The organism is Komagataeibacter sp. FNDCR2 (genome assembly GCF_021295395.1).
Lineage (GTDB): Bacteria > Pseudomonadota > Alphaproteobacteria > Acetobacterales > Acetobacteraceae > Komagataeibacter.
Genome location: NZ_JAIWOU010000001.1, coordinates 1,942,903 through 1,956,401, shown reverse-complemented (window position 1 = coordinate 1,956,401; position 13,499 = coordinate 1,942,903). Strand labels below are relative to the sequence as shown.

Here is a 13,499-nt window from a genome sequence, read left to right as displayed (position 1 = left end):
ATTGGCTCATTTCCAGCTTGCGTGAAAGGTCACCCGCTGATGACCCCCCCGAAGACCGTGCCGGTTCGGCGTGCCCTGATTTCCGTTTCCGACAAGAGCGGCCTGCTTGACCTCGCCCGTGCCCTTGTCGCCCATGGCGCCGAAATCCTCTCGACAGGAGGGTCCGCCCGCACCCTGCGGGAGGCTGGCATCGCCGTGCGTGACGTATCGGAACATACCGGCTTTCCGGAAATTCTTGACGGCCGCGTCAAGACGCTGGTGCCGCAGGTGCATGGCGGCATCCTTGGCCGGCGCGATCTGCCCGCCCATGTCCGGCAGATGGAAGAACACCAGATCGCCCCGATCGACCTCGTGGCGGTGAACCTTTACCCGTTCGAGGCCACGGTGGCCTCCGGCGCCGGGGCGGAGGACTGTATCGAGAATATCGATATCGGCGGCCCGGCCCTGATCCGCGCGGCGGCCAAGAACCATGCCCATGTCGCCATCGTGACCGACCCGGCGCAATATGGGGAGATCATGACCGCGCTGGGCAATGGCGGCACCACGCTGGCGCAGCGCACGGCCCTGGCCGGCGCGGCCTATGCCCGCACCGCCGCTTACGACGCGGCCATCGCCACATGGTTCGCCCGGCAGGAAGGGGACGTGCTGCCCCCGCGCATGATCGTGGCGGGTGAAAAGCGCGAAAGCCTGCGTTATGGCGAAAACCCGCACCAGAAGGCGGCTTTCTATACCGATGGCAGCACCCGCCCCGGCGTCGCCACGGCCACGCAGGTTCAGGGCAAGTCCCTGTCCTACAACAACATCAACGATACCGATGCGGCATTCGAGGCCGTTGCCGAATTCGATACGCCCGCCGTGGTGATCGTCAAGCACGCCAACCCGTGTGGCGTGGCGACCGCGGCAACGCAGGTGGAAGCGTGGGATAACGCGCTGCGCTGCGACCCGGTCTCCGCCTTTGGCGGGATCGTGGCGCTCAACCGCACGCTGGAGGCCGAGGCCGCCGCGCGCATCGCCACGATTTTCACGGAGGTGATCGTCGCCCCCGACGCGACCGAGGACGCGCGCCAGATCCTTGCGCGCAAGAAGAACCTGCGCCTGCTGCTGACCGGCGCGCTGCCTGATCCGGCGGCGGGCGGGGTGATTGTCCGCTCGGTGGCGGGCGGGTTCCTGGCCCAGACGCGCGATAGCGGGCGGATCACGCCCGATGCGCTGAAGGTGGTGACGAAGCGCGCGCCGACTCCGGCGGAAATGGCGGATCTGATCTTTGCCTTCCGCGTGGCCAAGCATGTGAAGTCCAACGCCATTGTCTATGCCAGGGGCCAGAGCACGGTCGGCATCGGCGCGGGGCAGATGAGCCGGGTCGATTCCGCGCGCATCGCCGCGACCAAGAGTGCCGACGCGGCGCGGGAAGCCGGGATCGACCATCCGCTGACCCAGGGTAGCGTGGTGGCGTCCGATGCGTTCTTCCCCTTTGCCGACGGGCTGGAAGCCGCCATCGCGGCGGGCGCCACCGCCGTGATCCAGCCCGGCGGCTCGATCCGTGATGATGAGGTGATTGCCGCCGCCGACAAGGCGGGCATCGCCATGGTCTTCACAGGTATGCGCCATTTCCGGCACTGATCCGAACATACATCCCTTGCCTGCACATGGGGATGGAATGAGATTGAGACAGCACGCCCGGCCCGATGCCGGGCGAGATTGATGAGAGACGGGTATCTGCATGGACATTCATCGACGTTCCTCGTGCCGCCTTCTTGCGGGCGTGCTTCTTGCGGGCTGCCTGGTGGCGGGTGACGCCCATGCGGCGGGCAAACATGCCCCACGGCCCGAATCCACTGCTCCCGCGCCCGCGCTGGTGTTCGATATCGCGCCGCTGCCGGTTACGACCGGCCAGCTCGTGCAATATATCCTCACACCCGCCGGGCAGGTGTCCGGCATGCTGCTGGCGGACGGCACGCAGGTGTTCTGCCAGCATGAACTGGGGGAAAATCTGCCCGCCATCGTCCGCCCCGGCGAACAGGTGACCATCAGCGGCCTGAAGGGTGTGAACCGGCCCATCGTACGGGCCTATGCCGTGACCGGGCCACGGGGCCAGCGCATTGCCGACGTGCGCCCCGCCACGGGTGACGTGCCCTTTGATTCCCCCAGCATCGGCCCGGACGTTCCGGTCGACGGTACAATTCTTGCTCCTTTATATAGTATACAAGGCAAGGTGCAGGGTGTTATAATGAAGGATCACAACGTCGTTTACGTGGGTGAGACCAATGCCGTGCGCCTGGCCGCGTGGCTCAGGCCGGGGGCTCCGCTGCATGCCATCGGCACCGGTGTCACGGGGGAGCGGGGGACCGCCATCAACGCGCGTGAAATAGGGCCTGATGTCAACCAGGCCATCCATATCGAACCTGCCGACGCCCCGCTTCCCGGCGCGTTCCCCGGTAGTGCGGGTTATGACGTCATTCCCGGCGGTTCTTCAGCGGACTGAGGGGACGCCAAACGTGCGTGCGCTAAAAAAGATGCATGAATAAGGCGTTTGTTTGGCGGCCATTGCTTGACAGGTTATTGCAGCATCGTTAGCTACCGCCTGCACCCTTGGGAGGTGCGAGACGTGGATAAGGATACCGATCCATCCGGCGAATCCTTCGACCGGCGACTGGAAGCAGCCCGCGAGCGCCTTGAGCCTCGCGCCGCCGCCGAACGTCCCACCGGTGGAGCGATGTCCGACCTTGGCCTTGTACTCAGGGCGGGGACGGAACTTGTGTCGGCACTTGTGGTCGGGGTTGCCATGGGCTGGGGGCTTGACCACTGGCTTCATGCCAAGCCGTGGTTCCTTATCGTGTTCTCGCTTCTTGGCGGTGTGGCAGGTGTGCTGAATGTCTGGCGTCTGGTCAGGCCCGAAGCCATGAATGCTGAGGCAAACGGACCGGATGACGGTTCGGGACGGATATAGGGAAGAACGAAGTTGGCGGCCGGATCATCCATCGACGCGCTCGGTCAGTTCGAGCTCCACCCCGTTATGGGGGTAATTGGCGAATCCCTGCGGTTCAGCCAGTCTCCCATGATGATGATTATAGCCGCCATTCTTGTTCTGGCGTTCCTGTATGTGGGCATGCGCCCCGCGGCGGTGGTGCCGGGCCGGCTCCAGGCCGCGGCCGAGATGTGCTATGATTTCATACACAACATGGCGGTCGATACGATCGGCCCGGAGGGGCGGTCCTTCTTCCCCTTCGTGTTCACGCTGTTCTTCTTCATCCTGGCCGGTAACTATCTGGGCCTTCTGCCTTTCTCCTTCGCCTTTACCAGCCACATCGCCGTAACGCTGGCGCTGGCGCTGATGGTGTTCTGCCTCTCGATCATCGTGTCGCTCAAGGTGCAGGGGGCAAGGTTCTTTGCCCACTTCATGCCCGCGGGCGCGCCCAAGGCGCTGGCCCCGCTGCTGATCCCGATCGAGATCCTTTCCTTTCTTTCGCGTCCCGTGAGCCTGTCGATCCGTCTGTTTGCCAACATGGTCGCCGGTCACGTGATGTTCGACATGTTTGCCGCCTTCACGATCATGCTGGCCGGTCTGGGCTTCTTCGGTGATATCATCGCCGTTGGTCCCGTGGTCATCAATATCGCGCTGATGGCACTCGAATTGCTGGTGGGTGCCTTGCAGGCATACGTGTTTGCCATCCTTACCTGCATCTATCTGAGGGAGGCGGTGGCCCACTAACGGGTCGCTACCCCGCTTCCATCGCTTCAATCCAGAACGTCTGAAACAAGGAAAAAAAGACATGGATATCGCAGCAGCCCGTGAAATTGGTGCCGGTATCGCCGTTATCGCCCTCGCTGGCGTTGGCATTGGCCTGGGTAACATCTTCTCTACGCTGGTGAGCAGCATCGCGCGCAACCCGTCCGCGCGGCCGCATGTGTTCGGCCTGGGCATGCTGGGCTTCGCCCTGACGGAAGCCGTGGCCCTGTATGCGCTGCTGATCGCGTTCCTGATCCTGTTCGTCTGATACGCTGGAGGCGAACATGGCGCGCGCCGTGATGTATGATAACATCCGAAGGGCGGGGACCTTTCTGGCCTCGTCCGCGTTGGCTCTGCCGCTGATGGCCATGGTTGCCCCTGGCGCGCGCGCCGAGGGCATGCCCCAGCTTGATTTCGGCAATCCCTATGTCATCGGTCAGGTGATATGGGGCGCTGGCATTTTCCTTGTACTCTATCTCCTGCTCAGCCGTTCGGCGTTGCCGAAGGTGGAAAAGGTCCTGTCCCAGCGTCGCCAGACGATCGAAACGGATCTGGGGATAGCGCACAAGGCGAAGACCCGCGCGGATGAAGCAGTGGCCGAACTGCACAAGGCCCGGCATGACGCCATGGCCGAGGCGCAGGCCAATGTGGACAAGGTTGTCGAGGAGGCGCGTATCGCCGCCGCCCGGCAGACCGAGGAAATGAATGCGCGACTGGCCACGGAAATCCGTGACGCCGAGACCCGCGTTGCCCAGGCACGCGACAAGGCCCTGTCCTCTGTGCGTGAAATTTCCACGAATACGGCGGAAACGCTGATCCATCAGTTATCCGGCATTGCCGCCCCGGCCGATTTCGTGACGGCAAAGGTTGGTTCTGCCGCGGCAGCACGTGGTCTCTGACCCGCTGCCCAAGACAGACAGGTCATAATCATGTTTCATGATCCCCGCTTCTGGTCGGCTGTTGCCTTTGTCCTGTTTTTTGTCCTGTTCGGACGCTCACTGTGGAAACCCCTGGTGAGCGCGCTGGATGGACGGGCGGAGCGTATCCGGGCCGAACTTGATGAAGCCGCGCGCCTGCGCCGCGAAGCCGAGCAGATGCTTGAGGACGCCACGCGTGACCGGGAAGCGGCCCTGGCCGAGGCCAAGGAACTGGTCGAACATTCCCTGCGTGAAGCCGCCATCATCGCGGACCAGGCCCGCCGGAACGCCGAGGAAATTGCCACCCGTCGCGAGCAGATGGCCAAGGACCGCATTGCCTCGGCAGAGCGTTCCGCCCTGCGCGAAGTGCGGGAAATGGCGATTGAAATCGCCATTCAGGCCACGCAGGAAACGCTGGCCGCTAGCCTTGCGGCCGACGTGGATGGTAAGATTATCGACAAATCGATCGGTGATCTGCCCACCTCCCTTTCCCAGCGCGCCGCCTGATCGCCCTTGGCCACAGCCGCAATGTCAGGAACGGATAACGGGGCTGGTCGCAGCCCCGTTGTTTCCATTGTCGCCGTTGTACTGGATGAGAGGGATAATATCCGTCCCCTGTGCCAGGAAATAGCGGCGTCTCTTGACCTGTTGCCCGCTGCCGAAGTCCTGTTCGTGGATGACGGCAGTTCCGACGGCACGCTTGCGGCCCTTGAGGCCGTAAGGAATGACGGCATCCTGCCCCACCTGCGTATTCTCACCCATGACCGGGCCTGCGGCAAATCCGCCGGGCTGCGCACCGGAATCGAGGCCGCGCGGGGGGAATGGATCATCACGCTTGATGGCGACGGGCAGGATAATCCGGTCGATTTCGCCCCGATGCTTGAACTGGGCCGCACCGCGCAGGGGCGCTCGCCACTGGTCGTGGGGGTCCGCACGAAGCGGCGGGACAATATCTCGCGCAGGCTGGCCTCGCGCTTCGCCAACGGCCTGCGCCGTCGCCTGCTGGATGATGGGTGCCCGGATACCGGGGCTTCCCTCAAGGCGTTTCGCCGGGCGGATTTCCTCTGCCTGCCGCAGTTCGAGGGACTGCACCGTTTCCTGCCCTCGCTTATGGGGCGGCGCGGGGTGCCGCTGGCCTGCATGCCGGTTCACCATCGCAACCGGCTGCATGGATCTTCAAAATACACCAATCTCAACCGGGCGCTTGTCGGCATTCGGGATATATTGGGCGTAATGTGGCTGAACAGCCGCGCCAGGATACCGAAACGCGTTACCGAACGCTGAAGGGACCGTGCCATGACACGTCTGACACTGCGCCACTATATTCTGGTGGCGCTGTCCGTGTTTGTGCTGTTTCTGCCCGGGCGCGCGGCAATGCCACCGCTGGACCGTGACGAACCGCGCTATATGGAAGCCACGGCCCAGATGCTGCACAGCGGCAATTATGTCGATGTCCGGTTTCTGGATCAGCCCCGTTACCTGCAACCCGCTGGCATATACTGGCTGGAGGCGGCTGCCGTCCGTCTGACCGGCATGGAGGGTAGCCATGCCGTCTGGCCCTATCGTATTCCCTCGCTGCTGGCGGTTACGGCCGCCACGGTCCTGACCGCATGGATCGGCGCGACCCTGTTTGGCCCCACCTGCGGCCTGCTGGCCGCTGCCCTTCTGGCCGTATCGGTGCTGCTGACGGCGGAAGGGCGGATGGCCACCATCGACACCACCCTGCTGTCATGCGTGCTGCTGGTGCAATGCGGCCTGCTGCGCGCTTATCTGGACCGGGAACGCGACCGGGCGACACCGCTTGCGGCGGCGGTGCTGTACTGGACCGCGCTGGGGTGCGGCCTGATGCTCAAGGGGCCGGTCGTGCTGGTTCCCGGTTTTGGCACGCCGCTTGCCCTGGCGCTGGTGGAAAGGCGGATCGACTGGTGGCGTCGCCTGCGCCCGGCATGGGGCTGGCTGCTCATGCTGGCGATCGTGCTGCCATGGTGCATCGCGATTGGCGTCATCAGCCACGGGGATTTCTTTTCACGCGCGGTCGGGCACAATTTTCTGGGCAAGGTGGCAAGCGGGCAGGAAACACATGGCCTGCCACCGGGCTATCATCTGGTGGTTTTTGCCATTGCGTTCTGGCCGGGGTCGGTTTTCGCGGCCATGAGCCTGCCCTTTATATGGGAACGCCGCCACCAGCCACATGTGCGCTACCTGCTCTGCTGGATCATACCGCACTGGCTGGTGTTTGAAGCCATCGCGACCAAGCTGCCCCATTACGTGCTGCCGACCTATCCTGCCATCGCCATCCTGACGGCCGCGGCGATCGTATCCTTTTCCGGCCAGTGGGAGTGGCCGCGGGCGCTATGGGCGCGTGGCCTGCTGGCGGCCTATGGGCTGGTCTGGTTTACGCTGGGGTCCGTTCTGGCTTTTGCCGGGCCTGTGCTGCTGTGGCGGATGGAAGGCATCCTGTCGCCTGCGGCGCTGCTGATCCCGGCGGGCGCGCTGCCGCTGCTGGTCATGTCGGGTTACCTGATCCTGCACCGCGATGCGCTGCATGCCGCCATGGCTGCGGTGGCGGCGGCGGTGATCATCCATGTCGGCCTGTTTTCCACCGTGATCCCGCGTTTGCAGACCATATGGCTGAGCCCGCGCCTTGCTACGCTGGTGGACGCGCACCGTCCCTGCGCGCAGACCGTCGTGGCCTCGACATCGGATTCGGAACCCAGCCTTGTCTTTCTGTTAGGGGAGACGACACGGCTGCTGGATGCGCGCGCCGCCGCGGATTTCCTGCAACAGAACCCCAGATGCGGCATGGCGCTGGTGGGCACGCGCGATCTGGCGGCCTTTCGTGCGCGTACCCAGCAGACTGGTCTTGAAATCCGTGAACTGGGGCAGCAGACGGGGCTGAATTATTCCACGGGCAAATACCTGACAATCGGGCTGTATGCCGTCGGGACGCCGTTTGAAAATAACTGACTGGTAAACAGTAAAAGTTTTTGGGTGCCGTCTTTTTTCAAAAAGGCGGCGTTTCCTGAAGCTTTTTGAAAAAAGCTTCACCAAAAACTTTTTCATGATTTTTAGACAGGAAACCGGGACCAGTCCGTGTCGGATATGCCCCGGATTTCCTGCAGGCTTCGCGATCAGAACAGCAGGATCATACCGCCGGAGGCACTGTTGTCGCTCTCCTTGTACGGGCCATGTGCGGCGGAACTGGTATGGGCGTATTCCGCCACCAGATTCAGCCAGTCCGTCATCTTGTAATAGGCCGCACCCACTTCCGATTCATTGCGGCGTACGAGATCGGGATCATTCTCGCCAGCGGCCTGATAGAGGTTACTGACACCATAACTGCCGACCAGCTTGAAGCGCTTGGTGAAGTTATACATCATCTGGACATAATAGCCTTCGGATGCACGCTTGCGGCCATTGCTGGCCACGCCATCAAAGAACAGGCCGGTCGTGCCCAGGCCGCTGCCACGGTAGTAATAGCCCACGAACTGCGCCGGGCCATAGGTCAGCTTCGTGCCGATTTCGCCCGCTTCCGCCGTGACGCCGTGTTTTTCACCCGGAATGACGGAAACATCCGCAGTACCGCTCGTGGTCATATTGTAAATGCCGCCGTTGGCTTCGCGCAGTTGGGTTGTGACCGATGTTGTCTTGCTGACCATCAGATCCTGCTGGTGCTGCGTCAGGAAACTGGCCCAGATGCGCGCGCTCAGCCCGCCGATCTTGAAGTCATACGTGACCTTGCCCTGGATCATGGGTGAGCTGTGCTGGGTGGAACTGGCGGAATAGGCGGTGCCATTGGCGTCATCGCCGGAGAAATCGAACTCATCGAGCGGCTGCAGGATGCCGATCGTGCCCTGGAACCCCTTGATGGTGGGCGACTGATAGGAAATCTGCGGTATCCAGTCGGCATACACGTAACCGACGCCGATACGGCCAAGCGAGGTATTGCCCGGTGCTGCGTTGCTGCCGGTGGAGCCGACACTCAGCAGGGTCGCGTCATCCAGAATGGCGTCGCCACCGAAGATGCCAAGGTCACGACCGATCTTGAACGTGCCCCATTTCTTGTTGCCCGCCGTGACGTAAACCTGACGAAAATCGATGCCGGCCGTTCCCAGCCCCACCGGGCTGCCGCCGGTATTGGCGTTGAAAGCGCCGTTCTTGGCGTTGTCGATGCCGGGATACATGCCCATCACGGCGGCAAGGTCGATGCCGTTCTGCGTGGTCTTGAGCTTGAGGATCAGGCCGGCGGGAAGCAGGCCGTTACGCAGCGCCGAGGAATCGAACCCGCTGCTGCCCGTTGAAACGCCGCCCGCCACGTAATGGCCGCCTGCTGGGCTGTTGAATGTGTAGAACCCGTTGATGAACCCCGACAGGTTGATGTCGATCGGCCCCGCCTTGAAGGTCAGGCCGCCACCGGGCACGTATTTGTTAACCCGCACGAAGTCGGAACTGTTCATGGCGTGCTGGGTCGCAAGCCATGTGGATTCGGCGGAGGCGGCGCTGGCCTGCGCATCGGCAGCGGCCTGCTGGGCCTGGGCCAGCACGTCGTTGGGGTCCATCCCGCCACCACCGATGTCGATATTGCCCGGTGGCTGGATCGGCTGGCCCATGGCGCTGCGCATTGCGGCATGCGTGGAGACCGGCGTGAGCGTATGGTGCTGCACGGGTACGTATTGCTGCGCCCGGGCGGCCGATGCGGCCGCGCGCACATGCTGCATGTGATGGGTCAGGAGTCCGTTGTACTCACCCTGCGTCAGGCTGCCCTTGGCCTTCAGGATATCGAGGAGTTCACTATAATCATCGGCCCATGCCTCATCGGGGCAGGTAAGGGATGCCCCCCCGCTTGCCATGACAACGACCGCGCCAATACGCGCCAATTTTCCAGCCGACATAGTATTAAACTCCCTGTCAGCATTCCTGTTGTATAAAACCGCGTGGGTCAATGGGGCCATGCCGCTCCGTCCGGCATGTCGCGACAGGGGAACCGGGATGCCCCTGTTCAGGGGGCATGCCCTGCGGGAACGATGGGAAAACAGGGGGGCGGGCAGGATCGAAATAAAAAATTCCTTTGTTTTATTGCAATGTTCCAAAGCGATGCCGGACAGGGCTGGGCGCGTTTCCTGACTGATCCCGTACGATATCATGGTATGGCGGCGGTTTTCGGGGGCCGGACTGGTCCAGTTTGAGAACCTTTCCGGCTATGCATCAAACAATCGTGTGCGCATGAATTTCTGAATTTATTCAATAAAAAATAACTGGAAGCGGGTTTCTGGTTTCAGGAATACAGGACTCACCCTCACAAATCCGTGTTTATAGTTTATTAACTTAATTCTTGACTGTAACCTAAGCGCCAGTCCCGCTGGCCAGAAGGGCGCGGGCCTGCCGCCATGCGGCTTCCAGCGCATCTACCATGGTGTCCTGTGGCGGGGTCCAGTCCAGTGCGTCATGCCCCGGCGGGGTCAGGCGCGCGCGCCAGCAGGCCGCGCCCGTGGGGCCGGGCTGGCGGTCGATGGCAAGCGGCCAGTCAGCCGGAATGCGTGACAGAACGCGCGCCAGGCGTTTTTCGGGCGTAAGGGGTGTGGCGTAATTATGTGACATGAAATTCTCCCGGTCCGTCTGTCGCGACTCTGCCCCTTGACGGGGGCGGGGATAAGCCCAAAAAACGCAGATCCCGCCCCCATCCAAGGATATGCCTGACGTGTCTGCCTTTCCCGGTCTTATTCCCGATGAATCCGTTGATGGGGTCGCCCATCTGATCCAGACCGCCCTGACGCCGGTGTTCATGCTGTCGGGTATCGGTACGCTGCTCAACATGTTCAACACCCGGCTGGCCCGTGTCAGCGACCGGATCGAGACGGTGCGCGACAAGCTCGATGGCATGGACGACAAGAGCGGCAAGGACGCCAGCATGCTCATGAAGCGGCTGGGGCTCCTGCACTACCGCACGCTGCTGCTGGATGCGGCGATCCTGTTCGGGGGGGTGGGGGGCGCATCCGCCTGCGGTTCGGCCTTTGCGCTGTTTCTGGGCAGCGTGCGCGATTCATCCATCGCGTGGTGGCTGGTGCTCATGTTCGGCAACGCGCTGGTGTGTACCGTCATCGCGCTGGGCATGTTCCTGGGGGACAGTATCGTGGCCTGGCACGGCCTGCGGATCACCACCTTCCTGCCGCACAGGCGCGACCTGCTGACCAGCATTACCCCGCAGGACTGAACTCAGGGCGATGCAGGCGGGCTGAACGGGTCAAGCGCGTACCGCTCAAGCGGGATGTCGTGGGTCATCATGCCATGGGCGTGCAGGAAGGCGGCGAAAGCCCGGTAGCGGGGTACGTTCAGCAGGGCGGGCTGCTTGCACAGGCGCGATAGCGTGGCCTGCCATGCCGCCCGGTTCAGGGGCGTATCGAGTTCCGGGTGGTCGCCGACCGCCTGCGCCAGGATGGTGTCGGGGTGGTTGATGAGCGTATTGGCGCCCTCCGCCAGCGCATCCATGAACGCCCGTATCCATGCCTCATGCGCATGGTCCCGCCCGGCCAGGAAAATCAGTTCATCGGACATGGGCACGCCGTGTTCCTCGGGGAAGAAGGCGGTGACCTTGATCCCCTTCTGTTGCAGGTCGATCAGTTCATAGGTGCGCACCGCCCCGATCACCCCGTCCACCGCATGGCTTATGATGGCCTGCTCCAGCTGGAAATTGACGTTGACCTGCCGCACATCCGCAAGGCCCAGACCCACGGAATGGAGCATGGCGTCAAGGGCGGCGTCATCCACGCCGGGAATGGAAATGCCGATGGTCCTGCCCTTGAGTTCCGACAGGTCATGGATCGTGCCGCTGGTGATCAGCACATTGAGCGGCGTATCGATCAGCGTGCCGACACGCACAAGCGGTATGTCCTGATCCGCCAGCATGCCCAGCTGCGTCTGGTAGGACACCGCAAGGTCCGCCTGCCCCGCCGCGACCAGGCGCGCGGGCGATCCGGGGTCGGCGGGCGCGATCAGCTTCACGTCCAGCCCGTGGCGGGCAAAGGCACCGCTGTACTGCGCGGCCAGCAGGCTGGCATGGTCGGCGTTGAGAAACCAGTCCAGCACGACCGTAACCGGCCGACCGGCCGCGCGGGCGGGCTGTATCAGCACGGCCATGCAGGCCATGATGGTGGCCAGGCCAAGTGTGCGGGCTATGACGCGCATGTGGAATCCCTTTCCCATTTTTTCACGGCACACGGCAGGCAGGGAACGGACGCCACAGGTCAGCCTCCCTTCGCTGGCATGACCCAGATCAGGTTCAACGGGTATGATCTCAGCCCGCCATTGGCGGGCACCCCGGTCGGGCGGAGAGTGTGGGATGGGGCGCGCGCCCGTCAAGTCACGGATGCTGGACCCGTGGCGTCAGGCACGAAGGCTCAGCCCCCGGCCCCGCGCATTTCCCGCCGTGCGCAAAGCGGGAGCAGCACAAGGAAATAGCTGAAATAATAAAGCGTCGCGAGCCGCCCCACGGTCATCCAGCCGCCTGCGGCATGGTGGCGGCCCACCAGCCCCATCAGCACGAACGCCACCACCAGCCCCAGCAGGCCCGCCCGGCACAACGGGCGGAAGCGGGCCGAACGGATGGGGGAGCGGTCGAGCCATGGCACCGCGAACAGGATCAGCACCGCGCCGCCCGATGCGACAAGCCCGCCGAACTTGGACGGCACGGATTGCAGCATTCCGTAGAATGGCAGGAAATACCATTCCGGCTCGATATCGGCGGGCGTGTGCATAGGGTTGGCGGGGCGGTAGTTCTCCGGCTCGGACAGGAGACCGGGCCACAGGAAGGCAAGGGCCACGAACACCAGCGCGAACAGCACAAGCCCCGTCAGGTCCTTGGTCGTGTAATAGGGATGGAAGGGAACGTTCTCCCGCGCGGGAAGGGGCCTGCCGGTGGGGTTGTTGGGACCGGGCACATGCAGCGCGGCCACATGCAGCACCACAATGGCCACGATGGCGAACGCCAGCAGGAAATGCAGCACGAAAAAGCGGTGGATGAAAATATCCCCCAACTGGTCGCTGCCTTCCATGACATGTTCAAGCGTCGGGCCAATGACCGGCACGGCCCCCACCGCCTTGCCCGCGACATCCGCCCCCCAGTAGGACATCTGCCCCCATGGCAGCACATAGCCCGCGAACGCGGTGACCATGACCATGAGCAGAAGCCCCAGCCCCGACAGCCACAGGATCTCGCGTGGCTGCTTGTAGGAGCCATAATACAGCCCCCGGAACAGATGGATGTAGAGTGCCGCCATGAACAGGCTCGCCCCCGTGACATGGATCGCGCGCAGCATCCACCCGCCGGGCACCTGGCGTTCGATCATCTCGACCGACATGAAGGCGCCCGCCGCCGTGGGCGTATAGTTCATGGCCAGGAAAATACCGCTGGCCAGCATGACCACCAGCACCGCGCACAGGATCGCCCCGAAATTCCACAGCCCGTTCAGGTTACGCGGCATGGGGAAGTCGATATATTCCCTGCGGAACCCGCTTATGACCGGAAGCCTGCGGTCAACCCAGCCGGCAATCCCCTCACGCTGCGCGAATGGGGCCTGTTGCGGCATGTTTTCGGGGGGGCGGGACCCGTTCATTCCTGTTTCCTGAATCCGGACAAAGAAAGATCAGGCAAGGGTGTAGCAGCCCGGCAGGCGGCAGGCACCCTTCTTTTTGGGCCATGAACGATTGCGCACGCGCCAACAGGCACGAGAGACGTGATCGCTTACTGATTCAGGATTTTCAGGAAAATTGGCGCACCCGAAAGGACTCGAACCTCTAACCCCCAGATTCGTAGTCTGGTGCTCTATCCAGTTGAGCTACGGGTGCGCTGTGAGGCGGTT

14 protein-coding genes, 1 tRNA gene and 1 riboswitch are annotated in these 13,499 nt (G+C 63.0%); of the genes, 10 read left to right on the top strand and 5 right to left on the bottom strand.

The features are described from left to right. Positions 1-39: 39 nt before the first annotated feature. The 9 genes from purH to LDL28_RS09235 all read left to right on the top strand — a co-directional run bounded on the left by purH (position 40) and on the right by LDL28_RS09235 (position 7,611). Positions 40-1,620 (top strand): bifunctional phosphoribosylaminoimidazolecarboxamide formyltransferase/IMP cyclohydrolase, encoded by a 1,581-nt coding sequence (gene purH, locus LDL28_RS09275; RefSeq protein WP_233058286.1) that lies wholly within the window; start codon positions 40-42, stop codon positions 1,618-1,620. Between the two features lie 100 nt (positions 1,621-1,720). Continuing rightward, positions 1,721-2,482: a hypothetical protein gene (locus LDL28_RS09270; protein WP_233058285.1), complete on the top strand. Its 762-nt coding sequence runs from the start codon at positions 1,721-1,723 to the stop codon at positions 2,480-2,482. Between the two features lie 123 nt (positions 2,483-2,605). Then, entirely contained in the window at positions 2,606-2,947 is a 342-nt protein-coding gene (locus tag LDL28_RS09265; RefSeq protein ID WP_233058284.1) for an AtpZ/AtpI family protein, read from the top strand. Positions 2,948-2,959: 12 nt separating this feature from the next. After that, positions 2,960-3,709, top strand: coding sequence for a F0F1 ATP synthase subunit A (locus LDL28_RS09260; RefSeq protein ID WP_233058283.1), 750 nt, complete (start codon positions 2,960-2,962; stop codon positions 3,707-3,709). A 61-nt stretch (positions 3,710-3,770) separates the two neighbouring features. Then, positions 3,771-3,995, top strand: coding sequence for an ATP synthase subunit C family protein (locus tag LDL28_RS09255; protein WP_003616715.1), 225 nt, complete (start codon positions 3,771-3,773; stop codon positions 3,993-3,995). A gap of 16 nt (positions 3,996-4,011) precedes the next feature. Further along, entirely contained in the window at positions 4,012-4,626 is a 615-nt protein-coding gene (locus LDL28_RS09250) for a hypothetical protein (protein WP_233058282.1), read from the top strand. 30 nt (positions 4,627-4,656) lie between these two features. Beyond that, the gene (locus tag LDL28_RS09245; RefSeq protein ID WP_233058281.1) at positions 4,657-5,151 is read left to right on the top strand and encodes a F0F1 ATP synthase subunit B; all 495 of its coding nucleotides are present in this window, start codon (positions 4,657-4,659) and stop codon (positions 5,149-5,151) included. 21 nt (positions 5,152-5,172) lie between these two features. Continuing rightward, the gene (locus tag LDL28_RS09240) at positions 5,173-5,928 is read left to right on the top strand and encodes a glycosyltransferase (protein ID WP_233058280.1); all 756 of its coding nucleotides are present in this window, start codon (positions 5,173-5,175) and stop codon (positions 5,926-5,928) included. Positions 5,929-5,940: 12 nt separating this feature from the next. Beyond that, positions 5,941-7,611, top strand: coding sequence for a glycosyltransferase family 39 protein (locus LDL28_RS09235; RefSeq protein WP_233058279.1), 1,671 nt, complete (start codon positions 5,941-5,943; stop codon positions 7,609-7,611). A gap of 164 nt (positions 7,612-7,775) precedes the next feature. On the opposite strand, the gene LDL28_RS09230 is transcribed toward LDL28_RS09235, so the two are convergent. Next, complete coding sequence (locus LDL28_RS09230; protein WP_233058278.1) at positions 7,776-9,536, bottom strand: porin; 1,761 nt, start codon at positions 9,534-9,536, stop codon at positions 7,776-7,778. A gap of 451 nt (positions 9,537-9,987) precedes the next feature. Beyond that, positions 9,988-10,242, bottom strand: coding sequence for a hypothetical protein (locus LDL28_RS09225; protein WP_233058277.1), 255 nt, complete (start codon positions 10,240-10,242; stop codon positions 9,988-9,990). Between the two features lie 91 nt (positions 10,243-10,333). Here LDL28_RS09225 and LDL28_RS09220 point away from each other — a divergent pair, with 91 nt between their 5' ends. Then, a complete protein-coding gene (locus LDL28_RS09220; RefSeq protein ID WP_233058276.1) occupies positions 10,334-10,855 on the top strand; it encodes a DUF2721 domain-containing protein in 522 nt (173 codons plus the stop codon). A 2-nt stretch (positions 10,856-10,857) separates the two neighbouring features. Here LDL28_RS09220 and LDL28_RS09215 read toward each other — a convergent pair whose 3' ends face one another. The 3 genes from LDL28_RS09215 to LDL28_RS09205 all read right to left on the bottom strand — a co-directional run bounded on the left by LDL28_RS09215 (position 10,858) and on the right by LDL28_RS09205 (position 13,485). Continuing rightward, a complete protein-coding gene (locus tag LDL28_RS09215; RefSeq protein ID WP_233058275.1) occupies positions 10,858-11,826 on the bottom strand; it encodes an ABC transporter substrate-binding protein in 969 nt (322 codons plus the stop codon). Positions 11,827-11,874: 48 nt separating this feature from the next. Beyond that, a riboswitch (TPP riboswitch) is annotated at positions 11,875-11,971 on the bottom strand. Between the two features lie 67 nt (positions 11,972-12,038). Next, complete coding sequence (locus tag LDL28_RS09210; protein WP_233058274.1) at positions 12,039-13,253, bottom strand: cytochrome b N-terminal domain-containing protein; 1,215 nt, start codon at positions 13,251-13,253, stop codon at positions 12,039-12,041. A 155-nt stretch (positions 13,254-13,408) separates the two neighbouring features. After that, positions 13,409-13,485, bottom strand: a tRNA-Arg gene (locus LDL28_RS09205). Positions 13,486-13,499: the final 14 nt, after the last annotated feature.

Excerpts from the sequence above, each read along its gene's own strand:
- LDL28_RS09225 (WP_233058277.1), bottom strand. The coding sequence starts at position 10,242 with ATGTCACATAATTACGCCACACCCCTTACGCCCGAAAAACGCCTGGCG.
- LDL28_RS09210 (WP_233058274.1), bottom strand. The coding sequence starts at position 13,253 with ATGAACGGGTCCCGCCCCCCCGAAAACATGCCGCAACAGGCCCCATTC.
- LDL28_RS09255 (WP_003616715.1), top strand. The coding sequence starts at position 3,771 with ATGGATATCGCAGCAGCCCGTGAAATTGGTGCCGGTATCGCCGTTATC.
- LDL28_RS09220 (WP_233058276.1), top strand. The coding sequence starts at position 10,334 with ATGCCTGACGTGTCTGCCTTTCCCGGTCTTATTCCCGATGAATCCGTT.
- LDL28_RS09230 (WP_233058278.1), bottom strand. The coding sequence starts at position 9,536 with ATGTCGGCTGGAAAATTGGCGCGTATTGGCGCGGTCGTTGTCATGGCA.
- LDL28_RS09215 (WP_233058275.1), bottom strand. The coding sequence starts at position 11,826 with ATGCGCGTCATAGCCCGCACACTTGGCCTGGCCACCATCATGGCCTGC.
- LDL28_RS09245 (WP_233058281.1), top strand. The coding sequence starts at position 4,657 with ATGTTTCATGATCCCCGCTTCTGGTCGGCTGTTGCCTTTGTCCTGTTT.
- LDL28_RS09250 (WP_233058282.1), top strand. The coding sequence starts at position 4,012 with ATGGCGCGCGCCGTGATGTATGATAACATCCGAAGGGCGGGGACCTTT.
- purH (WP_233058286.1), top strand. The coding sequence starts at position 40 with ATGACCCCCCCGAAGACCGTGCCGGTTCGGCGTGCCCTGATTTCCGTT.
- LDL28_RS09270 (WP_233058285.1), top strand. The coding sequence starts at position 1,721 with ATGGACATTCATCGACGTTCCTCGTGCCGCCTTCTTGCGGGCGTGCTT.
- LDL28_RS09240 (WP_233058280.1), top strand. The coding sequence starts at position 5,173 with ATGTCAGGAACGGATAACGGGGCTGGTCGCAGCCCCGTTGTTTCCATT.
- LDL28_RS09235 (WP_233058279.1), top strand. The coding sequence starts at position 5,941 with ATGACACGTCTGACACTGCGCCACTATATTCTGGTGGCGCTGTCCGTG.